We start from the raw sequence: 22,038 nt of genomic DNA, 5'->3' as shown, positions 1-22,038 counted from the left end.
ATGCACGCCAGCTGATACGACGCCCTGGGTGCCGGGGTCCGGCACCTGGGCGTTCTGCATGAGTACCTGGCGTGGCTACACGCCCCAGCGGGGAATGTGGTGGCTCCCCATGGAAATGCACACGTTCTTGATCTCGGCGAACACTTCGAAGCTGTACTGGCCGCCTTCGCGGCCGGTGCCGGAGCCCTTCACACCGCCGAACGGCTGGCGCAGGTCGCGCACGTTCTGGCTGTTGATGAACACCATGCCGGCTTCGATGCCACGGGCCAGGCGGTGGGCCTTGCCGATGTCCTGGGTCCAGATGTAGGAGGCCAGGCCGTATTCGGTGTCGTTGGCCAGGCGCAGGGCCTCGGCCTCGTCCTTGAACGTCATCAGGCACACCACCGGGCCGAAGATCTCTTCCTGGGCGATGCGCATGCGGTTGTCCACGTCGGCGAAGACGGTGGGCTGGATGAACTGGCCCCTGGACAGGTGCGCGGGCAGGTTGGCCGGGCGCTCCAGGCCGCCGGCCAGCAGGGTGGCGCCTTCCTCGATGCCGATGCGGATGTAGCCGGTGACCTTGTCGTAGTGGGCCTGGGTGATCATCGAGCCGACCTGGGTCTTCGGGTCCTGCGGGTCGCCGACGATCAGGCGCTTGGCGCGGGCGGCGAACTCGGCGACGAAGCGGTCGTAGACGGTCTCCTGGATGAAGATGCGGCTGCCGGCGGTGCAGCGCTCGCCGTTGAGCGAGAAGATGGTGAACAGCGCGGCGTCGAGGGCGCGGTCGAGGTCGGCGTCATCGAAGATCAGCACCGGGGACTTGCCGCCCAGCTCCATAGAGTACTTCTTTAGGCCGGCGGTCTGCATGATCTTGCGGCCGGTGGCGGTGCCGCCGGTGAAGGAGATGGCGCGCACGTCCGGGTGACGGACCAGGGCGTCGCCGGCGGTGGCGCCGTAACCCTGCACCACGTTGAGCACGCCCTTGGGGATGCCGGCTTCCAGCGCCAGGCGACCCAGTTCGTTGGCGGTCAGCGGCGACAGTTCGCTCATCTTCAGCACGGCGGTGTTGCCCAGGGCCAGGCAGGGCGCGGTCTTCCAGGTGGCGGTCATGAACGGCACGTTCCACGGGGAGACCAGGCCGCACACGCCCACCGGCTGGTAGAGGGTGTAGTTGAGCATCTGGTCGTCCACCGGGTAGCTGTGGCCGTCCATGCGGGTGCAGACCTCGGCGAAGAACTCGAAGTTGTGCGAGGCGCGGGGGATCAGCACGTTCTTGGTCTGGTGGATCGGCAGGCCGGTGTCCAGGGTCTCCAGCTCGGCCAGCTTGGGCACGTTCTGGTCGATCAGTTCACCCAGCTTGCGCATCAGCTTGGCGCGCTCCTTGGCCGGGGTGTTGGCCCACTTGGGGAAGGCGTCCTTGGCGGCGGCGACGGCCGCGGCGATCTCTTCGGCGCCGCCACTGGCGACTTCGCCGATGGCGTCCATGGTGGCCGGGTTGTAGTTGACGAAGGTCTCTTTGCTTTCGACTTCCTGGCCGTTGATCCAGTGCTTGATCATGCTGCTCATGCCTCTTGTTTGCGGGCGAAGAACTCGGCTTCGCTGACGATTCGGTTGACCAGGCGGCCGACGCCTTCCACTTCCACCACCACTTCATCGCCCGGCACCACGTCGGCCAGGCCCTCCGGCGTGCCGGTGGCGATCATGTCGCCCGGCTGCAGGGTCATGAAGCTGGAGAAGTATTCGATCAGGTAGGGGATGTCGAAGATCATGTCGGCGGTGGTGCCTTCCTGCTTCAGCTCGCCGTTGATCCAGGTGCGCAGCCTGAGCTTCGACGGGTCCGGCACGTCGGCGGCGTCGACGATCCAGGGGCCGACCGGGGTGGTGCAGTCGCGGTTCTTCACCCGCAGGTTGGGGCGGTAGTAGTTCTCAAGGAAGTCGCGGATGGCGTAGTCGTTGCAGACGGTGTAGCCGGCCAGGTACTGCAGGGCGTCCTCGCGCTTGACGTTGCGCGCGGGCTTGCCGATCACCGCCACCAGTTCGCACTCGTAGTGCATGTAGGCGACGTTGTCCGGGCGCCAGGTGATCTGGTTGTGCCCGGTGTAGGTGCCGGGGGACTTGATGAAGGCCAGCGGCTCGGTGGGTGCCTTGAAGGCCAGCTCGGCGGCGTGGTCGGCGTAGTTCAGGCCGAGGGCGAACATGCTGCCGGTGGCCGGGGGCAGCCACTCGACCTGGTCTTCGGCCAGCAGGCGGCCATCGGCGAGGCGGACGGCGTTGCCGTCTTCGACGGTCACGGCGTGGATGTCGCCCTGGTAACGGATACGTGCGTGTTTCATCAGGGGCTCCTTATTCCGCAACCACGGTGTTGGCGAGGCGGCCGAGGCCGTCGATCTCCACCACCACCTCATCGCCGGGCTGCACGTCGACACGGCCTTCCGGGGTGCCGGTGATCAGCACGTCGCCTTCGTGCAGGGTCATGAACTCGCTGATCTCGGCGATCAGCTGGGGGATGCTGCGCACCAGGTTGGCGGTGCTGTTCTCCTGGCGCAGCTCGCCGTTCACCCGCAGGCGGATGCCCAGGGCGTGCGGGTTGCCGATGCTCTCGGTCGGCACCAGCTCGTCGGAGAGGGCGCAGAAGCCGTCGCGGCACTTGGCTTTCACCGCCGGGCGGTAGTAGCTCGTTTCCGGCAGGCTGAACTCGTTGACGATGACGTAGCCGGCCACGTGGGCCAGGGCGTCCTCGGCGCTGACGCGGCTGGCGTCGCGGCCGATCACCACGCCCAGGGCCGGGCCCGGCTGCAGGCGCTCGCCGGCCGGGAAGGGCACGGCACCGCCGTCGTGGTTGCGGGTGTTCGGGGTCTTGATGAAGAGCACCGGCTTGACCGGGGGCTTCTGGTAGGGCGGCTCGTTGAACTCGGGCAGTCGGCTTTCCAGCAGCCCCCTGTAGTTCAGCGCGACGCCGAACAGGGTGCCTTGGGCGACTTCGCTAGTGGCGCGACGCATGGATCTGTTCACTCCTGACGCAGGTGGGGCAGGGCCCCGATGAAAAAACCAGGTGGGCTCGACGGTGGGAGCGCAGCACCTGAAAACCGTTAACTCATTAACAGGTTAACTTTTATAGTTAATATGTTAACGACAATCAAGCCTTGGTCGTGTGATCGGGCTGGGGCTATTTAAAGCGCGGAGGGCAAACGGGACTTGTCGCTGGCTGCCAAACCGAGTTGCACCGGGTTGCCAGGCGGGGGCTTACAGGCTGTGGCAGCAGGAAGGTAATTGCCTCGGTTCGGCGGTTGTTGATTAAATTCTTCACCTTCACTTCCCACCGAGACCGCCTGATGTCGACCCCACGACCGTCCCTGACCCTGACCCTGTTGCAGGCCCGCGAGGCCGCCATGGCCTTCTTCAGGCCGCTGCTCAACCAGCACGGGCTGACCGAGCAGCAGTGGCGGGTCATCCGCATCCTGCGCCAGTCCGGCGAGATGGAAAGCCACCAGCTGGCGCAGCAGGCCTGCATCCTCAAACCGAGCATGACCGGCGTGCTGGCGCGCCTGGAGCGTGATGGCGTGGTGCGCCGCTGGAAGTCTGCCCAGGACCAGCGCCGGGTCTTCGTCGGCCTGACCGAGAAGGGCCAGCAGTGCTTCGTGTCCATGAGCGATGGCATGGAGCGCAATTACCAGAAGATCCACCAGCAGTTCGGCGAGGCCAAGCTGCAGCAGCTCCTGGACCTGCTCAACGAGCTGAAGCAGATCAAGCCCTGAGCCCCGCGGAGGCGGCCACGATGGCGGTGTCCTCGCCCATCCCCAACATCGACATCGGCCAGGTCTACGACCAGCGCTACGCCGATGCCGACGTGCACTACGAGGCCCTCGGCAAGCTCGCCGACTTCTTCGGCCGCAACATGCCGGTGCACCGCCACGACCGCTTCTTCCAGGTGCACTACGTCAAGAGCGGCACCGTGCGGGTGTTTCTCGACGACGAGGGCTTCGTCCAGGAAGGACCGATGTTCTTCCTCACCCCGCCCACCGTCACCCACGCCTTCGTCACCGATGCGGAAAGCGACGGCCATGTGCTGACCGTGCGCCAGCAACTGGTGTGGCCGCTGCTGGAGGCCCACGCCGGGCTCGCCAGCGGCCCGCGCATCGCGCCGTTGTGCGTGTCGGTGGGGGCGCTGGAGCCGCGCTACGAAGGGGAGGTGGCGCGCCTGAACCTGTTGTTCGACGAACTGCGCCAGGAGTTCGCCGACAGCCGACCGGGCCGCGCCCTGAGCCTGGTAGCGCTGACCGAGCTGATCTTCATCAGCCTGCTGCGCCTCTCCAGCCGCTCCCTGGCCGCCCAGCCGGCCCGCCGCGAGGACCTGCACATCTTCCAGCGCTTCAACGTGCTGATCGAACGGCGCTACCCCGATCACTGGGGCCTGGGCCAGTACGCCGATGCCCTGGGCGTGACCGAGGCACGGCTCAACGAGGTGTGCCGACGCATCGCCGGCATGCCCTCCAAGCGCCTGGTGTTCGAACGGCTGATGCAGGAAGCGCGGCGCCTGCTGCTGTTCACCGGGGAGTCGGTGAACGGCATCGGCTACCGCCTGGGCTTCAAGGACCCGGCCTACTTCAGTCGCTTCTTCACCCGCCACGCCGGGATGACCCCGGGGGCCTACCGCAGCAGCCGAGGGACGGAATGAGATGAGTGTGCTGATCGTCTTCACGGGTCTGCCGGGCACCGGCAAGACCACGCTTGCATCGCGCCTGGCCCGCGAGCTGGGCGCCGTGTACCTGCGGCTCGACGTGATCGAGCAGGCCATCCGCGAGTCCGGCATCGCCGCCGACGTGGGCACCAGTGGCTACCGCGTGGCCAACGGCCTGGCCCTGGGCAACCTGCGGCTGGGGCATCGGGTGGTGGTGGATTGCGTCAACCCGGTGGCCGAGAGCCGCCAGGCCTGGGCACAGGTGGCAGCCGACGCCGGCGCGAGGCTGTGCGACGTGCGGGTGATCTGCAGTGACGCGGCCGAGCACCGGCGCCGGGTCGAGACGCGCCAGGGCGATATCCCGGGCCTGGTGCCGCCCACCTGGGCGTCCGTGCAGCGGCACGCGTTCGACCCGTGGGACAGCCCGCCCTTCACCGTCGACACGGCCTGGCTGACGGTGGACGCGGCGCTGGAGGCGATCCGCACCCACCTATCGCTTCCGGCCTAGAACCCTCCACGCTCACGCCGGCACCGAGCCACCGCCGGGGCGCGCCGAATGCCGGCTCCCCGGCAGCCTGTGTGGCCACCGGGGAGACGCGACGGGGCTCAGAACAGTGGCAGGGTGTAGCCGAGGATCAGCCGGTTCTCGTCCACGTCGGTGGTCAGCCCGTTGCTGGAGCGGAAGGTGGCGTTGCGCAGGCGCACGTTGAAGCCCTTCAGCGGGCCGTCCTGGAAGACGTAGGCCAGGTCGGTGTCGCGCTCCCACTCCTTGCCGTTGCGCACGCTGGCCGTCTGCACGTGTTCACCGCTCACGTAGCGGGTCATGAAGCTCAGGCCGGGGATGCCCAGGGCGGCGAAGTCGAAGTCGTAGCGCGCCTGCCAGGCGTCCGTCTCGGCCTTGGTGAAGACGTTGAAGGTCACCAGGTTGACCGAATACGGGTCCAGCCCCGGGTAGGCGAAGTCGCCGTCGCCGGAGAGGTTCTGGTAGCCCAGGCCGACCTTGTGGGCGCCCATGCCGAGGGTGAGCATGCCGTTGAAGAAGCGGTTGTCGATGCGCCCGCCGTCCACCCGCTTGGCGCTGCGGTAGCGGTGGTCGCCGTGCTCGCCGGTGTCGAAGTAGCGCAGGTCGGTCTTCAGCGTCACCCCGTCGCCGAGGGTGGCGTTGTGCACCAGACCGACGAAGTGCTGGCGGTAGATGTCCTCCATCTGCGCGGCGTAGTAGCTGAGGGTCAGCCCCGGGTTGACCGCGTAGCTGCCGCCGATCAGGTCCAGGTGCGCGCTTTCCACGCCGCCGTAGTTCATCTCGTCGTTGCTGGAGGAGTCACGCAGGTTGATCTTCTCCAGCCGGCCGACGTTCAGCGTCAGCCCATCCACGTCCTGGGAGGTCAGCAGGCCGCCGGAGTAGGTGGAGGAGAGCAGGCGCACGTCGTTGTAGGCGGCCACCGGCAGCTGCGGCTGAAGGGTGCCGAGCTTCAGCACGCTGCGCGCCAGGCGCAGCTTGGCGGTCACGCCCAGCTCGCTGTAGGTGTCCTCGGGCTCGTGGCTCGGGGCGCCGTAGGGCAGCAGGCCGGTGCCGCGCCGGCCCTTGCCGGAGTCGAGCTTGATGGCGGTCTGGCCCATGGCATCCAGGCCGAAGCCGACGGTGCCTTCGGTGAAGCCGGACTCGTAGCGCAGGGTGAAGCCCTGGGCCCATTCTTCGGCCTTGGCCTGGGCGGCGCCGTGCTGGCGGAAGTCGCGGTTCATGTACATGTTGCGGGCTTCGACGCTGGCCTTGCTGTCGGCCAGGAAGTCGGCCCGTGCCACGCCACCGAGGCCCAGCGCGGGGCCCAGCAGGCAGGCGAGTGCCAGCGGTTTCGGGGTCCTGATCATTGTTCTTGTCTCCAGGATTGAGGGGAAACCATCGCCGTCGGGTGGGCGATGGCGGGCATACTCTAGGCATTTAGTTAATATTTTAACAATACAGCTGGAGATCGACCTTGGTGGGGTAGGTGACCTTTTTGTGTGTGGATTGTTTATTAAATAATTGATTTATATGGATTTAATTGAATTCAGGGTGCGAGATAAGCCCGCCTGAGACGCAGCGGCCACGCGAAGAGGTGTTGACAGTGCGTGCAATAAAATTAACTTATTAACGGAATTGCGTTCCCCGTCCCGCCCTACAAGAACAACAAGGAGCCACCCCGATGAAGATCCTTCCCCTCGCTACCCTGTGCCTGGCCCTGCCGCTGGCGCACCTGGCCCAGGCCGCCGATGTGATCACCCTCAAGGTGGCGCATTTCCTGCCTTCCACCTCCAACGCCCAGGCCAACATCATCGAGCCCTGGTGCGCGCAGCTGACCGAGGAGTCCGCCGGGCGCCTGCGTTGCCAGCTCTACCCCTCGATGCAGCTCGGCGGCACGCCGGCCAAGCTTGCCGACATGGCGCGCAACGGCGTGGCCGACATCGTCTGGACCGCTCCGGCCTATTCCGCCGGCAAGTTCCCCCGGGTCGAGGCGCTGGAGCTGCCGTTCGTGCTGCCCAGCGGCGGCGCGCGGGGCAACGCCATCATCTGGGACTACTACGAGCGCTACGCCAAGGACGACTTCAAGGGCTACAAGGTGCTGGTGGTCCACGGTGACGGCGGCATGAGCCTGCACACCCGTGGCCAGCCGGTGAAGACCCTGGCGGACCTGGCCGGGCTGAAGCTGCGGGCTTCCAGCCGCACCGCCGCCAAGACCGTCGAAAGCCTGGGCGCGACCCCGGTGAGCATGCCGCCGGCGCAGATGACCGAAGCCATCTCCAAGGGCGTGGTGGATGGCGCCCTGGCCGCCTGGGAAGTGGTGCCCGCCACCAAGCTCGACGAAGTGACCCAGTTCCACACCGACGTGCCGGAAGGGCAGCCCGCCGTGGGCTACACCGTGCTGGCGATGCTGATGAACCCGCGCAAGTTCGACAGCCTGCCGCCGGACCTGCAGGCCATCATCGAGCGCAACAGTGGCAAGGCCCTGTCGGAACGCTTCGCCAGCGCCTGGGACAAGGCCACCGATGCCGCCGTCGCCGCCACCCCGGCCGACGCGCGGGTGACCTTCGCCGAGGCCGACTACGAAGCCCTGCGCAAGGCCTCGGCCGGCGCCGTCGAGCAGTGGATCAGCGAAGCCGACGGCAAGGGCCTGGACGGCCGTGCCCTGGTCGACGGCGTGCGCACCCTCGCCAGCGAGGCCCGATAAGCACCATGAAGGAATCCCTGGATTTCACCCCGGCGGCGGACCTCGGTCCGCTGCAGCGGGGGCTGCTGCGGGTGGCCGAGGCCTTCGCCCTGGCCGGTGGCCTGGTGCTGATCGCCCTGGTGGGCATGTCCATGCTCTCCATCATCGGCCGCAAGCTGTTCTCCACCCCGGTGCGCGGTGACATGGAGCTGATGGAAGTCGGCGCGGCCATCGCCATCGCCGCTTTCCTGCCGCTGTGCGAGCTGCGCGGCATGCACATCCGCGTCGATGCCCTGAGCAACTGGCTGCCGGCGGGTATCCGCCGTGGCCTGGACACCCTGGCCCACCTGCTGTGTGCCGCCGCGGCCGGCCTGCTGGCCTGGCGCACCGCGCTGCAGATGGTCGACAACCGCGAATACGGCGATGCCACCACGCTGCTCTCGCTGCCGCTGTGGATCCCCCTGGCGCTGATCGTGCCCAGCCTGGGCCTGCTCGCCCTGTGCGCGCTGGCCCGAGCGGCGCGGGTACTGGGTGGCGGGGGTGCGGCATGAGCGGCCTCGCCCTCGGGCTGATCGCCCTCGCCATCACCATGAGCCTCCTGCTGCTGCGGGTACACATCGGCATCACCATGCTGGTGGGCGGCGCCGCCTGCTTCTGGGCGGTCAACGACGGTGACCTGTCCTCGCTGCTGTTCACCCTCAACGACCTAGCCTATTCGCGGCTGTCCAACTACGACCTGGCGGTGATCCCGCTGTTCGTGCTGATGGGCCAGTTCGCTACCCACGGCGGCCTGTCGCGGGCCATCTTCCGCTGCGCCTCGGCCTTCATCGGCCACTGGAAGGGCGGCATGGGCCTGTCCGCCATCGGCGCCTGCGCCGGCTTCGGGGCCATCTGCGGCTCGTCCCTGGCCACTGCCGCCACCATGAGCCACGTGGCTCTGCCGGAGCTGCGCCGGCACAACTATTCCGGGCGCCTGGCCACCGCCACGGTGGCGGCGGGTGGCACCCTGGGCATCCTCATCCCGCCGTCGGTGCCGCTGATCATCTACGCGGTGCTGACCCAGGAATCCATCGCCAAGCTGTTCGTCGCCGCCATCGTGCCGGGGGTGATCGCCATCCTCGGCTACATGCTGGTGCTGCGGATCATGGTGGCGCGGGACGAGAGCCAGGCCACCGTCTCCCCCCGTGCCAGCACGGCGGAGCGGCTGCGCGCGCTGCTGGGCGTGAGCCCGGTGATCGGCGTGTTCCTGGTGGTGATCGTCGGCATCTACGGTGGCTGGGCCAACCCCACCGAGGCGGCCTCCATCGGCGCCGCCGCCTGTGGCGTGCTCGCCGTGCTGCAGGGCGGCATGCGCTGGAGCGGGCTGCGCGCCAGCCTGCTGGGCACCGCCGAGACCACCGCGATGATCTTCCTCGTGCTGCTGGGTGCCGACCTGCTCAACTCCGGCCTGGCGCTGACCCAGATGCCCGGCGAGCTGGCGGCCTGGGTGATCGGCAGCGGCCTGGCGCCGATGCTGGTGCTGATCCTGATCCTCGCCCTGTACCTGCTGCTGGGCTGCGTGATGGATTCGCTGGCGATGATCCTGCTGACCATCCCGATCTTCTACCCGATGATCATGGGCCTGGATTTCTTCGGCCTCGGCGAGACGGAGAAGTCCATCTGGTTCGGCATCCTCGCGCTGATGGTGGTGGAGATCGGCCTGATCCACCCGCCCCTGGGCATGAACCTGTTCATCGTCCAGCGCGCCGCCGGCGACGTGCCCTACGGCGAGACGGCACGGGGCATCGTGCCCTTCCTCTGTTCCGACCTGGTGCGCATCGCCCTGCTGGTGGCCTTCCCCGGGCTCAGCCTGTGGCTGCTCAGCCTCTGATCCAGCCGGCCGCCTGCGGGCGGCCGTTTCCTTCCTGCCGCTGCGGAACCCGCCCATGACCCCGACCGTTGCCCAGCCCCAGCGCCTGATCGTGCTGCTGGCCGCCCTGGTGGCCTTCGCCCCGCTGTCGATCGACATGTACCTGCCGAGCCTGCCGCGCATCGCCGCCGACCTGGGCGCGCCGGAGTCGGCGGTGCAGCTGACCATCGGCGTGTTCCTCGCCGGGCTGTGCCTGGGCATGCTCGCCTACGGGCCGCTGTCCGACCGCTACGGCCGGCGCCGCCTGCTGCTGGGTGGCATCGCCTTGTACCTGGTGGCCAGCCTCGGCTGCGTGCTGGCCAGCGGCGTCGAGGCACTGATCGCCTGGCGCCTGCTGCAGGCCCTCGGCGGGGCCGCGGCCTCGGTGCTGGCGCGGGCCATCGTGCGGGACCTGTTCCCCCTGCGCGACGCGGCGCGGGTGCTCTCGCTGATGCACCTGGTGACCATGTTCGCCACCCTGGTGGCGCCGCTGCTGGGCGGCTACCTGATGCTGATGGCCGGCTGGCGCTCGCTGTTCGTGGTGCTGATGGTGTTCGCCGGGCTGTGCCTGCTGGCCACCGCCTGGAAGATCCCCGAGACGCACCTGCCGGAGGCCCGTGGCCGCACCCTGGGCGAGGCCTTTCGCGCCTACGGGCGCATGGCGCTGCAGCCGCTGGCGCTGGGCTACATCTTCTGCATGGGCCTGTGCTTCGCCGGCATGTTCGCCTTCATCACCGCCTCGCCCTTCGTCTACATCGGCTACTTCGGCGTCTCGCCCCTGGGCTATGCCTGGCTGTTCGGGCTGAACATCGCCGGCATCATCGTCGCCACCTTCCTGAATGCCCGGCTGGTGGGGCGCGTGTCGCCCGAGCGCATGCTGGCCTGGGGCACCGCCGTGGCCGCCGTGGCCGGGCTGGCCCTGGCCGGCGTGGGGCTCGCCGGGGTCGGCGGGTTGCCGATGGTGGTGGCCTGCGTGGTGGCATACGTCAGCGTCACCGGGTTGCTCGGCGCCAACTGCCTGGCCTGCCTGCTGGCGGCCTACCCGGGGCAGGCCGGCGCGGCGGCCGGGTTGGCGGTGGCCACCCAGTTCGGCCTGGGCACCGCCTGCAGCGCGCTGGTCAGCGCCCTGTACGACGGCACCCCGCTGCCCATGTGCCTGGTGATCGGCGCCACCGGCATCGGTTGCCTGCTGGCCTACCGGCTGGCCCGGCGCGCATCCCACAGGCAATAGAGCAGCAACAGCACGCCGGCTGCGGCCAGCACCGGCGGCGCGCCCAGCTGCGCCGCCAGCAGGCCGGCGAGCAGCCCGCCGATGGCGTCGAAGCCGAAGCGCACCGAGGTGTACAGCGACACCACCCGCCCGCGCAGGGTCTCCGGGGCCGAACTCTGCAGCACGATGTTGGTGCCGACGTTGCTGCTGGAGATGCCAAAGCCCAGCACCGCCATCGCCACCAGCGACAGCCACAGCTGCGTGCTCCAGGCGAACACCAGCATGGCCAACCCGCTGGCCGCCGCCGAGGCGAGGATGACCCGGGGCAGGGCGCTCGGCGCCCGGTGGCTGGCCAGCAGCACGCTGGAGGCCAGCGAGCCGAGCCCGGCAGCGCCCCAGAGCCAGCCGAGGGTGGTGGCATCACCGGCGAAGATGTCCTTGGCGAACACCGGCAGCAGCACCACGTAGCTGGAGGCGGTGAGGTTGACCGCCATCACGCTGAGCATCATCGCCTTCACCGCCGGCGTGCCCCGTGCATAGGCCACCCCTTCGCCGAACACGTTGCGGAACGAGCCGCTGGCCCGCGGGATCGGCCCCATGCGCACCCACCACAGGCCCAGCATCAGCGCGCCGTAGGAGAGGGCGTTGAGGGCGAAGCACAGCGCCTCGCTGACCACCCCCATCAGCAGCCCGGCCAGGGGCGGGCCGACGAAGCGGGCGAGGGTGAAGAGCATGGCGTTCAGTGCCAGGGCGTTGGCCAGGTCCTCGCGCTCGTCGACGAAGCGGCTGAGCAGCGACTGGCGCAGCGGCGTGTCCACCGCGTTGAGCACCCCCAGCAGCCCGGCCATGAACACGATCAGCCCCGGCCCGATCAGGCCGCTGGCGGTCAGCGCCGCCAGGGTGGCGGCCTGCACCCCGAGCAGCGCCTCCACCGCGATCAGCAGGCGGCGCTTGTCGTGCCGGTCGATCCAGGCGCCGGCCAGCGGGCCCACCAGCAACTGCGGCAGCAGCGCCACGAAGGTCACCAGCCCCAGCAGCGCCGAGGAGCCGGTAAGGCGGTACACCAGCCAGGCCAGCGCCACCTGCTGGATCCAGGTGCCCAGGGTGGAAACGGCATGGCCGAAGAAGTACAGGCGGAAGTTGCGGTGGCGCAGGGCACGCAGGGCGGTGGGCCAGGTCATATATTTGCCTGATGAAAGTAGAGTTAAAACATTCAATCAACTGGTCGCTGCGAATGCTAGTAATATTAGAGGGGTGTATGGAGAGGCTGCAATGTTTAAGCGGATATCTAAGGATGAATGCCGCACGTGATGGGAAACGGCCAGAGGGTAAGTCGGTTCTACATTATGAGTGGACGGGGCTGCTTTCCATGGGGCGGACGGCCCCGTTAATATTCTATATGTAACTGATCGAATTAGAGCGATCAGGGATGTGTGCAGGGAAATCATGGTGTCTGTAAAGGTTGATCCGGTCTTTGATTGTGACAAGGATATTGCTTTTAATGTTGGGTCTTTGCTGGTTGAGCCGCTGAATAAATAGAGAGGGTGATATGGGTGGTATACCAAATAAGAAAGTAGAGTTTCGATTGGCTGAGAAAAATTGCGATTATGCTAGTTGTTTTTTAGATGGTCGCGTTCTTTATGTGTGGTATGAGCGCCGCTGTGATGATGGTTTAATGAATTGTTTGAGGCGAATAAATCTTGATGAGTTTGCTGGTTCTGAAGAGGTTTCTTATGTTGATGTGAATAACGCGAGGTGGGCTAGTACCTTGCACGATTATGGGGACTACCTTGGTGTGAGCGGAGGTTTGGGAGGGGTTTTTAGGAAGAGTGATTTATCTCCAGTGTATATGGAAACGGGGGATTATATCGCGCTCAATCGGTGGGGAGGGTACTCGTTTAATTTTTTTTATGGGAGAAAATTTTACCGCGCCGTTGATTTTCTTGAAGCGCCCGATAAGGGGTTTGATGTTGTGGATATTGATGGTTGGGATGTGGTCGGTCATCTTGATTTGGATCTTAAGGATGCTTGTAGCTTTGGGTCAGGGCTTTGTTGTGGAGTTAAAGCAGATTCAAGCTTCGTTATATATTCGTTAGAGAAAGAAGCTGTTGTTCTTGAATTGAGCCTTTCAGATTTGCTAGGAGCGCGTAATGCTCAAGAGGAAGTAAAGTATTCTGCGCGAGGCGATCTCGTTTTGGTGCATTGTGCGGGGCTGATTGTTGTTATTGATGTTAATGATCTTGCTGTTGTTAGAAGGATTGAGTATTCGCGCGAGGAGTTGGTTGCTGAGAAATTGACTGATGCGGGTTTGGTCTTCTCGAATTTATCTCTGAGTGCTATCAATTTTGGTGATGAGGACGTTGTGCTTAGCTTCTCCAGGGGTGCTATTTGTATTGCCATAAAACAAGGGGAGGTTCGGTGGGCCAAGTTGTATCCTCTTAATGTCAATTTCAGCGGCTCGTGTATTAGTGGAGATGTGATTTTTGGTGTGAAAAATGATAGGCCTGTGGCTTGGGACAGATATACAGGTGAGGATTTGTGGGAGGCAGCAAGTCGCCTACCATGTAAAAATATTCAGGCTGGAGAGGGTTGGCTGGTTTATTCGCAAATTGGTGGTCATATTGCCTGCTATAAGTGGAAGAAGTCTTATGTTTCTCCGTATCGTCCTGCTTGAGTGTAGTGGTGATAAATAATTTTATTAAGTCTGTTGGGGCTTGATATGGCAGTGGGTATTAGGGTAAGGAATGTAGTTTTTCGCTTCGTGCAGACAAGTTGGGGCGCCTTACCTGAAGCTTGAAGAGCATCTTTTTAAGCCGTTGAATGAGTAGATTGGTGGTAGCGAGATAGTCGGAATTCCTAGTAAGCGCTGTGTTTTTCGACTTGCTCAAGGCGGAATTTTCGGCAGTGTGTCTTCGATTATGATGGGGGTGAGCTGTATGTTTTGTATGAGCAGGTAGTGCTTGGTGATGGCGAGCTTCATCATATAGATAGAAGCATCAGGAAATATGGCTTAAATACGTATTGAGGCGAGGAGGTGGTTGAGTGTGGCGCTCAAAGTTTGACGAATCATAATAATCAATTGATTGGCATGGGGAGCTGCTTGTGTATTAAGGGTGGGGCGGGAGAGGTTTTGTGTTCTAGCGTGTCGAGTATATTTTGGGGCACGCCGTTAGGGTGAAATTCCCTCCAGATTTTGTTGGGTTACATGTTGCGCGCTCTTGTTGTGATTGAGTGACTGATTCATTTGCGTCTGGGGTGTTTGATGTGTTGCTTGGTATTCCACCGAGAAAGGCACGGTTTAAGTCATTGACAGGGTAGCGCCCCTAACGGGCGTCGGCAGCGCTTGGAAAGCCGGGCATGAAATCGCGGAAATCCCATGGAAAGTACAATCGACCCTGTGGAACGTCCATTCAGGGGGATCGTTCATATCTTCATAATGTGCCCGAAACCCACCGGGTAGTTAGACCGTATGTCACGCATGCCGGGTGTTCCGGAGCGTTCGCGGTAGCGCCTGCCTGCGACCAACAATAACCAGGGCCTCCAGATGAAAAAGACAAATCCCCTGCTCGACGCACTGCGGGAAATTCTCCCCGCCATCGCCGCCAATGCCGCCCAGGCCGAGCGTGATCGCATGGTCCCCGCCGAGAACATCGCCATGCTCAAGGGCATCGGCATGCACCGCGCCTTCCAGCCCCGCGCTTACGGTGGCCTGGAGATCTCCCTGCCGGAATTCACCGAGTGCGTCATCGCCCTGGCCGGCGCCTGTGCCAGCACCGCCTGGGCCTTCAGCCTGCTGTGCACCCACAGCCACCAGCTGGCGATGTTCCCCAAGCAACTGCAGGACGAAATCTGGGGCAAGGACCCGGACGCCACCGCCAGCAGCTCCATCGCCCCCTTCGGCCGCATCGAGGAAGTGGACGGCGGCGTGCGCTTCAACGGCGAGATGGGCTGGAGCAGCGGTTGCGACCACGCCGAGTGGGCCATCGTCGGCTGCCGCCGGCAGAACGCCGAGGGTGAGCTGGTCTACTGCTTCGCCGTGCTGCCGCGCAGCGACTACGAGATCCGTGACGACTGGTTCGCCGCCGGCATGCGCGGCAGCGGCACCAAGACCCTGGTGATCAAGGACGCCTTCGTCCCCAACCACCGCATCCAGGCCGCCAAGGACATGATGGAAGGCCGCTCCGCCGGCTTCGGCCTGTACCCCGACAGCAAGATCTTCTACACCCCGTACCGCCCGTACTTCGCCAGCGGCTTCGCCTCCATCAGCCTGGGCATCGCCGAGCGCATGCTGGAGGCCTTCAAGGAAAAGACCAGAAACCGCGTGCGGGCCTACACCGGCGCCAGCGTCGGCACCGCCACCCCGGCACTGATGCGCCTGGCCGAGTCGACCCACCAGGTGGCCGCCGCCCGCGCCTTCCTGGAGAAGACCTGGCAGGACCACGCCGCCCACGGCGAGCGCCACGAGTACCCGAGCCGCGAGACCCTGGCCTACTGGCGCACCAACCAGGCCTACGCCGTGAAGATGTGCATCCAGGCCGTGGACCGCCTGTTCGAAGCCGCCGGCGGCACCGCCTGGTTCGAGGGCAACGAGATGCAGCGCCTGTTCCGTGACTCGCACATGACCGGCGCCCACGCCTACACCGACTACGACGTCTGCGCGCAGATCCTCGGCCGTGAGCTGATGGGGCTGGAGCCGGACCCGAGCATGGTCTGACCCCGCCACCCGATAACAAGAACGCCGCCCTCGCCAGCAGGGCGGCCAGCGAGACGACTATGACTACCCAAGCGTGCTTCGACCCGCGCGACTTCCGTCGCGCGCTGGGCAACTTCGCCACCGGCGTGACCATCGTCACCGCCGCCACCGCCTCGGGCGAGAAGGCCGGCGTCACCGCCAACAGCTTCAACTCCGTGTCCCTCGACCCGCCGCTGATCCTCTGGAGCATCGACAAGCGCTCCGGCAGCCTGCCGGTGTTCGAGGCGGCCAGCCACTTCGCGGTGAACATCCTCGCCGCCGACCAGATCGACCTGTCCAACCGCTTCGCCCGCTCCAAGGACGACAAGTTCGCCGGCTTCGAGCACGAGGTCGGCCTTGGCGGCTCCCCGCTGTTCGCCGACTGCTCGGCGCGCTTCCAGTGCGAGAAGTGGGCGCAGATCGAGGGCGGCGACCACTGGATCCTGATCGGCAAGGTGGTGGCCTTCGACGACTTCGGCCGCTCCCCGCTGCTCTACCACCAGGGCGCCTATTCCATGGTCCTGCCCCATGCGCGGATGACCCGCAAGGAAGAGGAGCGCCCCGCCACCAGCGCCTTCCAGGGTCGCCTGCGGCACAACCTCTACTACCTCATGACCCAGGCCCTGCGCAGCTACCAGGCCGCCTACCAGCCGCGCCAGCTGTCCACCGGCCTGCGCACCAGCGAGGCGCGCATGCTGATGGTGCTGGAGAACGACGCCGGCCTCGACGAGTGCGGCCTGCAGCGCGAAGTGGCGATGCCCAGGCGCGAGATCGAGGAAGCGGCTGCCATCCTCCGGCGCAAGGACATGGTGGTAGAGCAGAGCGGCAGCTACGCCCTCACGCCGCTGGGCGTGGAGCAGGCCGAAGCGCTCTGGAGCATCGCCCAGGAGCAGCAGGACAGCGTCTTCAGCCAGTTCAGCGCCGAACAGGTGGAGACCTTCCGCAGCGTGCTCAAGGCCATCATCGCCGCCTGATCCGTGCCGGCAGGCTCGGTCAAGCGCCGGGCAGGGTCGTGCAAGACCCTGCCCGGCGGCTTTCCTAGAGTGCCCGGCACGTCGCCCTTCCCACCTTCCTCGCCGGGGCGGCGCCCGGGAGGATGCATGCTGTTCCGCGACACCCGAAAGGACTGGGTCCGCCAACTCGACACCCTGCTGCGGCAGGTGCTTGCCGACCCCGGCCAAACGCCCGCCCAACTCCACGACCGCGCACTCGCCGAACCCCTGGAGGCCCTGCGCCAGGCCCTGCTGGAGGCGCAGCGCCTGGGTGCCGACCTGGCGCGCTGCCAGCGCGAGCATGCGGCCGACCGGGCCCGCCTTGCCGATCTTGCGCGGCAGCTCACCCAGCTCGAAGGGCAGCAGGCCGACACCCTCCAGGCCTTCGACGCCGAACGCCGGCACTGGGCCCAGGCCCAGCGCGACTGGGCGCTGGAAACCCATGTCTGGGAGCAGACCCGCGCCACCCTCACCGAGGGCTGCTGGGACCTGCAGGTGGCCAACGGGCGCCTCGACGACCCCCACAGCCTGATGCGCATCTCCAACCAGTTCCGCGCCGTGCTCGGCTACCGCCCGGACGAACTGCCCGATGGCTGGGACAGCCAGGTGGGCATCACCCACCCCGAGGACCTGCCCCGGGTGCTGGGGCTGTTCGAGCGGGAGATCGCCGACCCCGCCGGCAGCGGCGAATACGTGGTGGAGTACCGCATGCGTCATCGCCAGCGCGGCTACATCTGGTGCCGCGAGCGCGGGCGTGCGGTGCGCGACGAAGGCGGCCGGCTGTACCGGGTGATCGGCGCCGTGCGCGACATCAGCGACGAGCGCGCCCTGCACCTGGCCCACGAGCAGCGCCAGCGGCGAAACCAGCAGGCCTACGGGCAGATCGCCCAGGTGGTGGGGGTGATCAAGGGCATCGCCGAGCAGACCAACCTGCTGGCCCTGAATGCCGCCATCGAAGCCGCGCGGGCCGGTGATGTCGGCCGGGGCTTCTCGGTGGTCGCCGACGAGGTGAAGAAGCTCGCCGGCAACACCCGCCAGGCCACCCAGGAGATCCAGGCCATGCTCGACGCCCAGGCCCGCGAGGCCGAGGCGCCGGAGAGCGCCCCGGCCTGAGCCTCAGCCCCGGGTCACGCGGATCGCGTAGTGGCGCTTCTTGCCCAGGCTCAGGGTCCAGCCCTGGGCCTCGGCCGGCAGCGGCGCGTCGAGGTCGCGCACCTCCACCCCGTCCAGGCGCACGCCACCGCCGGCGGCCAGGCGCCGGGCCGCGCCACGGGAGGGCTGCAGGCCGGCATCCAGCAACAGGTCGATCAGCGTCGCGCCCCGCGCCAGCGCCTCGGCCGACAGCTCCAGCTGCACCGCCGCCAGGTCGCCCTGGCCGCCGCCGAACAGCGCCGCTGCCGTGGCCTCCGCCTCACGGGCCGCCGCCTCGCCGTGGGCCAGGGCGGTGGCGTGGTTGGCCAGCACCACCTTGGCAGCGTTCAGCTCGGCGCCCTTGAGCGCTGCCAGGCGGGCGATCTCGTCCAGCTCCAGTTCGGTGAACAGGGCCAGGAAGCGGGCCACATCGCGGTCGTCGCAGTTGCGCCAGAACTGCCAGAAGGCATAGGGCGCCAGGCGGTCGGCGTTGAGCCACACCGCGCCATTGGCGGACTTGCCCATCTTGCGCCCGTCGCTGGTGGTCAGCAGCGGCATGGTCAGCCCGTAGAGCGGCGCGGTGCCCTGGCGGCGCCCCAGCTCCACGCCGTTGATGATGTTCGCCCACTGGTCCGCACCGCCCAGCTGCAGGGTGCAGCCATGCCGGCGCGCCAGCTCGGTGAAGTCGTGGGCCTGCAGCAGGGTGTAGCCGAACTCCTGGAAGGACAGCGAGTGCTCGCGGTCCAGGCGCTGGCGCACCGCGTCGAAGGTCAGCAGGCGGTTGACCGAGAAATGCCGCCCCACCTGGTTGAGGAAGGCCAGGTAGCCGATGCCGTCGAGCCACTCGGCGTTGTCCACCACCCGCGCGCCGGGGGCGTCGAGGTCGACGTAGCGGCCGAAGGCGGAGGTGATGCCGGCGATGTTCGCCTGGATCTGCGCCTCGTTCAGCATCGGCCGGCTCTCGTCACGGAAGCTGGGATCGCCGATGCGCGTGGTGGCCCCGCCGATCAGCAGGATCGGGTGGTGGCCGAAGCGCTGCATCCAGCGCATCAGCATCAGGCCCTGCAGGTGGCCGACGTGGAGGCTGTCCGCGGTGGCGTCGAAGCCCAGGTAGAGGCTGACCGGGCCCTGGGCGAGGTGCTGGCGCAGGCCTTCCAGGTCGGTGCACTGGTGCACGAAGCCGCGGGCTTGCAGCAGGGCGAGGAGGTCGGGGGTGGTGTTCATGGTGTCTCCTTGGTTGGGCCCGAGGAGACCGGGGATTCCGAGCCGCCTCAGGCGGATCGGATGAGCACGCGGCTACCGCCTGGAATCAGGAGTCGGGTAGGCGTAATAGGCGGCCGCGAGGCGGATCGTTAACGTATTCATGGTCGCGCATTCTAGCGACATGAAAGGCCGCGTCAATGCGGGGTGGATCATGGAATGGGTTCTTTCTGCGGCGCTTTTTATCTCGGATCGAAATGCCCACTGCGTTATCTCCAGTGAAGCCGATGGGGCGTGCAGGGATAGCGCCCCTTCAGGAGGCTGAGCGGAATCGTCGTGCAAGGGGTTGAGCGACATGGATGTCGCGAGAGCGCTGTTGGGCCATGGATGGCCCGTCAGCGCGGGCCCCTGGAACAACGATGGAGCGAGGGAAGTCCCGCGTAGCGGGACCCGTATGCAGGGGCAAGCCCTTTTGGCCCCTTTTGGGGCGACTGCCAAAAGGGGCTCGCCCGGGAGGGCGAAACAGAAAACACCAGCAGAACTCGATAATCAGCCTGGCGCCGAATCCGTTACCGCACATACCTCAACACACTGCTTTTTATGTGATGAGCCGTGATTGCCATGTTTCACGTCACCCTGTGTTGTGGGCGGCTCTCTTGAAAACGACCTTGGGTCTAAGTCCGGAACCGCCCCCGCAGCACCAGTGCGATGCCACCCAGCACCGCCACCGACACCAGCGCCAGGCGCAGGCTGATGGCTTCCCCCAGCAGCAGGGCGCCCCCGAGGGCGGCCAGGACCGGGACGCTCAGCTGCACGCTGGCGGCCTGCAGGGCGCCCAGACCGGGGAGGGCGCTGTACCAGATGGCGTAGCCGATGCCGGAGGTGAGCGCGCCGGAGAGCAGCGCATAGGCCAGGCCCGGGCCGTCCCAGCTCAACTGGCCGAGGAAGGGCAGCAGCAACAGCCCGGCCAGGGGCAGGGCGCGGATGAAGTTGCCCGCCGTGGCCGCCAGCGGCGGGCCGGCCTGGCGGCCGAGCAGGGTGTAGGCGCCCCAGGCCAGGCCTGCCAGCAGCATCAGCAGGGCGCCGCCCAGGGGCGGGGCGCTGGCGCCGGGCAGCAACAGGACCACCAGCCCGCCGCCGGCCAGCAGGAAGCCGAGGCTTTGCAGCGGCCCCAGGCGTTCGCCACGTAGCAGGCCCACCGCGCCCATGCTCAGCTGCACCGCGCCGAACAGCAGCAGTGCGCCGCTGCCCGCATCCAGGTGCAGGTAGGCGTAGGAGAAGGCGGCGGCGTAGACGAACAGCGCAGTGGCGGCCCGCCAGTTGCCGCTGGGGGCCAGGGGCGGGCGGCGCAGGCGCAGCAGCAGGCCGAGCACCAGGGCACCGGCCACCAGGCGCAGTACGGTGAAGCTCACCGCGTCCACGGCGGTGTGCTTGAGGGCCAGGCGACAGAGCAGCGAGTTGCCGGCGAAGGCCAGCATGGCCAGGGCGGTGAGCAGCAGGATGCGTGGAGCGGGCATGGGCCTCCGGGCGTGGGCGCCGTGGTCAGCGGCGCAGGTAGGCCGAGAAGTCGATGTCGCTGGCGCAGAGGATCGCTTGCACCCGGTTGTGCACGTTGAGCTTGCGCAGGATGGCCGAGACGTGGGCCTTCACCGTGGTCTCGGCGATGTCCAGGTTGTAGGCGATCTGCTTGTTGGATTCGCCCTTGGTCATGCGCTCCAGCACCAGCAGCTGCTTGCGGGTCAGCGCCTGCAGCAGCTCCGGCGGGATGGCGTGCTCGTCCTGGCCCCGGCGCGGCGCGGCCTTCTGGGTGCGGATGATGTCCGAGGGCAGGTAGACGTTGCCGTTGAGGATCTGCTCGATGGCCTCGGTCATCTGCGCGCGCGGCGAGGACTTGGTGATGAAACCCACCGCGCCGTAGGTGATGGCCTGCAGCACCACCTGCTTGTCCTGCTCGGCGGAGACGATCACCACCGGGATGGTCGGCGCCTCGTTGCGCAGGTTGATCAGGCCGTTGAGGCCGTGCATGCCGGGCATGTTCAGGTCGAGCAGGATGAGGTCGAGGTCGTCGTGCTCCTGGGTCAGGCCGAGGGCGCTGTCCAGGTCGGCGGTCTCCATGACTTCGCTGTCGGGGAAGCCGTCGCTGATGACGTTGTGGATGGCTTCGCGGAACAGGGGGTGATCGTCGGCGATCAGGATCTTGTACATGGCCAGGTCACCTCGTTGTTGTGGTTGTGGGTGGACGGCGATCAGGGGAAGGGCTGCGGTTCGGCCGGTGTCAGCGGCAGGCCGGCCTGCTGCCAGGCGTCGATGCCGTCACGGTACCAGTAGAGGTTGCGGTAGCCCAGTGCGTGGGCGCGGCGGGCGGCGTTCCAGCCCAGCCAGCAATCGGAGCGGCAGTAGAACACCAGGGGCCAGTTCTTGTCGCCCTGGCTGATGCGCTCGAGGTTGCGGCTGAAGTAGGCCTGCCAGTCCGGGGCCAGGGCGCCGTCGCCGGTGTTGGCCAGCCACAGGCTGCCGGGCAGGTTGGCGTGGACCTCGTCGGGGATGAAGCGCTCGTTCAGCCAGGTGCGCCGGTAGACGTCCACCAGGCGGGTACGCGGCTCGCGGGCCAGCAACTGGCGCAGGCCCTCGGTATCGAGGGTGCGGGCCTGCTCGTGCCGGGCCGGGGTGGGGCTGCGGTACTGGGTGATGCGGTAGCCGTCCGGGGAGAACAGCGGGGCGGTGGTGTCTGCCGCCCAGGCAGGGACGGACAGCAGGCAGAGCAGCAGGGCCTTCTGGATGAGGCGCATGGCGAGGTTCTCATTGTTCTTGTCGGCCCATTACATGCCAGGGCGGGAGCCTTGCAAATCCTACGTTCTACGGATTGAAGCAGTACCAAAGTAGTAGAGCGGGGCCCCATGGTCGGCGGCTGGGGCGGGGCAAGGCCCCATCTATCGGGGCTTGGCGGGCTGCGGGTCGGGCCTGGTCAGAGAGGGCTGGGCACCGGTCGCCGTTTTCTTCGAACCCGGGGCGGGCTCGGGCCCTCCAATCCCGGGTAGGGCAC

At 66.4% G+C, this 22,038-nt stretch carries 19 protein-coding genes and 1 pseudogene; 11 read left to right on the top strand and 9 right to left on the bottom strand.

Going from position 1 to position 22,038, the window contains the following annotated elements; genetic code table 11:
- Positions 1 to 75: 75 nt before the first annotated feature.
- From hpaE to SZ55_RS10260, 3 genes are read right to left on the bottom strand one after another with little or no spacing between them, the layout of a single operon-like run.
- Positions 76 to 1,536, bottom strand: a complete 1,461-nt coding sequence (gene hpaE / locus SZ55_RS10270; RefSeq protein ID WP_044405234.1) for a 5-carboxymethyl-2-hydroxymuconate semialdehyde dehydrogenase — start codon at positions 1,534 to 1,536, stop codon at positions 76 to 78.
- 5 nt (positions 1,537 to 1,541) lie between these two features.
- Positions 1,542 to 2,312, bottom strand: a complete 771-nt coding sequence (locus SZ55_RS10265; RefSeq protein ID WP_044405195.1) for a fumarylacetoacetate hydrolase family protein — start codon at positions 2,310 to 2,312, stop codon at positions 1,542 to 1,544.
- Between the two features lie 10 nt (positions 2,313 to 2,322).
- Positions 2,323 to 2,979, bottom strand: a complete 657-nt coding sequence (locus SZ55_RS10260; protein ID WP_044405193.1) for a fumarylacetoacetate hydrolase family protein — start codon at positions 2,977 to 2,979, stop codon at positions 2,323 to 2,325.
- 332 nt (positions 2,980 to 3,311) lie between these two features.
- Here SZ55_RS10260 and hpaR point away from each other — a divergent pair, with 332 nt between their 5' ends.
- From hpaR to SZ55_RS10245, 3 genes are read left to right on the top strand one after another with little or no spacing between them, the layout of a single operon-like run.
- Positions 3,312 to 3,734, top strand: coding sequence for a homoprotocatechuate degradation operon regulator HpaR (gene hpaR, locus SZ55_RS10255; RefSeq protein WP_044405190.1), 423 nt, complete (start codon positions 3,312 to 3,314; stop codon positions 3,732 to 3,734).
- A 20-nt stretch (positions 3,735 to 3,754) separates the two neighbouring features.
- Positions 3,755 to 4,654 carry a 4-hydroxyphenylacetate catabolism regulatory protein HpaA gene (hpaA, locus tag SZ55_RS10250; protein WP_044405187.1) on the top strand — a complete coding sequence of 300 codons (900 nt, stop codon included), beginning with the start codon at positions 3,755 to 3,757 and terminating at the stop codon, positions 4,652 to 4,654.
- Positions 4,655 to 4,661: 7 nt separating this feature from the next.
- A complete protein-coding gene (locus tag SZ55_RS10245; RefSeq protein WP_044405231.1) occupies positions 4,662 to 5,165 on the top strand; it encodes an AAA family ATPase in 504 nt (167 codons plus the stop codon).
- 98 nt (positions 5,166 to 5,263) lie between these two features.
- On the opposite strand, the gene SZ55_RS10240 is transcribed toward SZ55_RS10245, so the two are convergent.
- A complete protein-coding gene (locus SZ55_RS10240) occupies positions 5,264 to 6,526 on the bottom strand; it encodes an OprD family porin (protein ID WP_044405184.1) in 1,263 nt (420 codons plus the stop codon).
- 314 nt (positions 6,527 to 6,840) lie between these two features.
- On the opposite strand from SZ55_RS10240, the gene SZ55_RS10235 reads away from it, so the two are divergent.
- From SZ55_RS10235 to SZ55_RS10220, 4 genes are read left to right on the top strand one after another with little or no spacing between them, the layout of a single operon-like run.
- A complete protein-coding gene (locus SZ55_RS10235; protein ID WP_044405181.1) occupies positions 6,841 to 7,863 on the top strand; it encodes a TRAP transporter substrate-binding protein in 1,023 nt (340 codons plus the stop codon).
- Between the two features lie 5 nt (positions 7,864 to 7,868).
- On the top strand, positions 7,869 to 8,393 hold the full coding sequence (locus SZ55_RS10230) for a TRAP transporter small permease (protein WP_044405178.1): 525 nt from the start codon (positions 7,869 to 7,871) through the stop codon (positions 8,391 to 8,393).
- Positions 8,390 to 9,712 (top strand): TRAP transporter large permease, encoded by a 1,323-nt coding sequence (locus tag SZ55_RS10225; RefSeq protein ID WP_044405176.1) that lies wholly within the window; start codon positions 8,390 to 8,392, stop codon positions 9,710 to 9,712. The genes SZ55_RS10230 and SZ55_RS10225 overlap by 4 nt, the downstream gene beginning before the upstream one ends.
- 55 nt (positions 9,713 to 9,767) lie before the next feature.
- Positions 9,768 to 10,961: a Bcr/CflA family multidrug efflux MFS transporter gene (locus SZ55_RS10220; RefSeq protein ID WP_044405174.1), complete on the top strand. Its 1,194-nt coding sequence runs from the start codon at positions 9,768 to 9,770 to the stop codon at positions 10,959 to 10,961.
- Here the strand turns inward: SZ55_RS10220 and SZ55_RS10215 are convergent.
- Positions 10,925 to 12,121: an MFS transporter gene (locus SZ55_RS10215; RefSeq protein WP_044405171.1), complete on the bottom strand. Its 1,197-nt coding sequence runs from the start codon at positions 12,119 to 12,121 to the stop codon at positions 10,925 to 10,927. The genes SZ55_RS10220 and SZ55_RS10215 overlap by 37 nt on opposite strands.
- A 368-nt stretch (positions 12,122 to 12,489) precedes the next feature.
- On the opposite strand from SZ55_RS10215, the gene SZ55_RS27980 reads away from it, so the two are divergent.
- The 4 genes and pseudogenes from SZ55_RS27980 to SZ55_RS28800 all read left to right on the top strand — a co-directional run.
- Positions 12,490 to 13,614, top strand: coding sequence for a hypothetical protein (locus tag SZ55_RS27980; protein WP_152644465.1), 1,125 nt, complete (start codon positions 12,490 to 12,492; stop codon positions 13,612 to 13,614).
- Positions 13,615 to 14,484: 870 nt separating this feature from the next.
- Positions 14,485 to 15,654 carry a p-hydroxyphenylacetate 3-hydroxylase oxygenase component gene (locus SZ55_RS10205; RefSeq protein WP_044405165.1) on the top strand — a complete coding sequence of 390 codons (1,170 nt, stop codon included), beginning with the start codon at positions 14,485 to 14,487 and terminating at the stop codon, positions 15,652 to 15,654.
- Between the two features lie 59 nt (positions 15,655 to 15,713).
- Positions 15,714 to 16,646: a p-hydroxyphenylacetate 3-hydroxylase reductase component gene (locus tag SZ55_RS10200; protein WP_044405162.1), complete on the top strand. Its 933-nt coding sequence runs from the start codon at positions 15,714 to 15,716 to the stop codon at positions 16,644 to 16,646.
- Positions 16,647 to 16,772: 126 nt separating this feature from the next.
- Positions 16,773 to 17,729 (top strand): annotated as a pseudogene (locus tag SZ55_RS28800) (methyl-accepting chemotaxis protein); the annotation flags it as partial.
- Positions 17,730 to 17,780: 51 nt separating this feature from the next.
- Here the strand turns inward: SZ55_RS28800 and tyrS are convergent.
- The 4 genes from tyrS to SZ55_RS10175 form a co-directional block, all read right to left on the bottom strand.
- Positions 17,781 to 19,019 carry a tyrosine--tRNA ligase gene (tyrS, locus tag SZ55_RS10190; protein WP_044405159.1) on the bottom strand — a complete coding sequence of 413 codons (1,239 nt, stop codon included), beginning with the start codon at positions 19,017 to 19,019 and terminating at the stop codon, positions 17,781 to 17,783.
- A gap of 650 nt (positions 19,020 to 19,669) precedes the next feature.
- Positions 19,670 to 20,512, bottom strand: coding sequence for an EamA family transporter (locus SZ55_RS10185; protein WP_044405156.1), 843 nt, complete (start codon positions 20,510 to 20,512; stop codon positions 19,670 to 19,672).
- A gap of 25 nt (positions 20,513 to 20,537) precedes the next feature.
- Positions 20,538 to 21,200 carry a response regulator transcription factor gene (locus SZ55_RS10180; RefSeq protein WP_044405153.1) on the bottom strand — a complete coding sequence of 221 codons (663 nt, stop codon included), beginning with the start codon at positions 21,198 to 21,200 and terminating at the stop codon, positions 20,538 to 20,540.
- Between the two features lie 41 nt (positions 21,201 to 21,241).
- Positions 21,242 to 21,784 carry a PQQ-dependent catabolism-associated CXXCW motif protein gene (locus tag SZ55_RS10175; RefSeq protein WP_044405148.1) on the bottom strand — a complete coding sequence of 181 codons (543 nt, stop codon included), beginning with the start codon at positions 21,782 to 21,784 and terminating at the stop codon, positions 21,242 to 21,244.
- Positions 21,785 to 22,038: the final 254 nt, after the last annotated feature.

The organism is Pseudomonas sp. FeS53a, assembly GCF_000931385.1.
GTDB lineage: Bacteria > Pseudomonadota > Gammaproteobacteria > Pseudomonadales > Pseudomonadaceae > Metapseudomonas > Metapseudomonas otitidis.
This window is presented reverse-complemented; position numbering and strand designations above follow the sequence as displayed.

Coding starts and splice junctions, on each gene's coding strand:
- hpaE (WP_044405234.1), bottom strand. CDS start 1,536: ATGATCAAGCACTGGATCAACGGCCAGGAAGTCGAAAGCAAAGAGACC.
- SZ55_RS10265 (WP_044405195.1), bottom strand. CDS start 2,312: ATGAAACACGCACGTATCCGTTACCAGGGCGACATCCACGCCGTGACC.
- SZ55_RS10260 (WP_044405193.1), bottom strand. CDS start 2,979: ATGCGTCGCGCCACTAGCGAAGTCGCCCAAGGCACCCTGTTCGGCGTC.
- hpaR (WP_044405190.1), top strand. CDS start 3,312: ATGTCGACCCCACGACCGTCCCTGACCCTGACCCTGTTGCAGGCCCGC.
- hpaA (WP_044405187.1), top strand. CDS start 3,755: ATGGCGGTGTCCTCGCCCATCCCCAACATCGACATCGGCCAGGTCTAC.
- SZ55_RS10240 (WP_044405184.1), bottom strand. CDS start 6,526: ATGATCAGGACCCCGAAACCGCTGGCACTCGCCTGCCTGCTGGGCCCC.
- SZ55_RS10235 (WP_044405181.1), top strand. CDS start 6,841: ATGAAGATCCTTCCCCTCGCTACCCTGTGCCTGGCCCTGCCGCTGGCG.
- SZ55_RS10230 (WP_044405178.1), top strand. CDS start 7,869: ATGAAGGAATCCCTGGATTTCACCCCGGCGGCGGACCTCGGTCCGCTG.
- SZ55_RS10225 (WP_044405176.1), top strand. CDS start 8,390: ATGAGCGGCCTCGCCCTCGGGCTGATCGCCCTCGCCATCACCATGAGC.
- SZ55_RS10220 (WP_044405174.1), top strand. CDS start 9,768: ATGACCCCGACCGTTGCCCAGCCCCAGCGCCTGATCGTGCTGCTGGCC.
- SZ55_RS10215 (WP_044405171.1), bottom strand. CDS start 12,121: ATGACCTGGCCCACCGCCCTGCGTGCCCTGCGCCACCGCAACTTCCGC.
- SZ55_RS27980 (WP_152644465.1), top strand. CDS start 12,490: ATGGGTGGTATACCAAATAAGAAAGTAGAGTTTCGATTGGCTGAGAAA.
- SZ55_RS10205 (WP_044405165.1), top strand. CDS start 14,485: ATGAAAAAGACAAATCCCCTGCTCGACGCACTGCGGGAAATTCTCCCC.
- SZ55_RS10200 (WP_044405162.1), top strand. CDS start 15,714: ATGACTACCCAAGCGTGCTTCGACCCGCGCGACTTCCGTCGCGCGCTG.
- tyrS (WP_044405159.1), bottom strand. CDS start 19,019: ATGAACACCACCCCCGACCTCCTCGCCCTGCTGCAAGCCCGCGGCTTC.
- SZ55_RS10185 (WP_044405156.1), bottom strand. CDS start 20,512: ATGCCCGCTCCACGCATCCTGCTGCTCACCGCCCTGGCCATGCTGGCC.
- SZ55_RS10180 (WP_044405153.1), bottom strand. CDS start 21,200: ATGTACAAGATCCTGATCGCCGACGATCACCCCCTGTTCCGCGAAGCC.
- SZ55_RS10175 (WP_044405148.1), bottom strand. CDS start 21,784: ATGCGCCTCATCCAGAAGGCCCTGCTGCTCTGCCTGCTGTCCGTCCCT.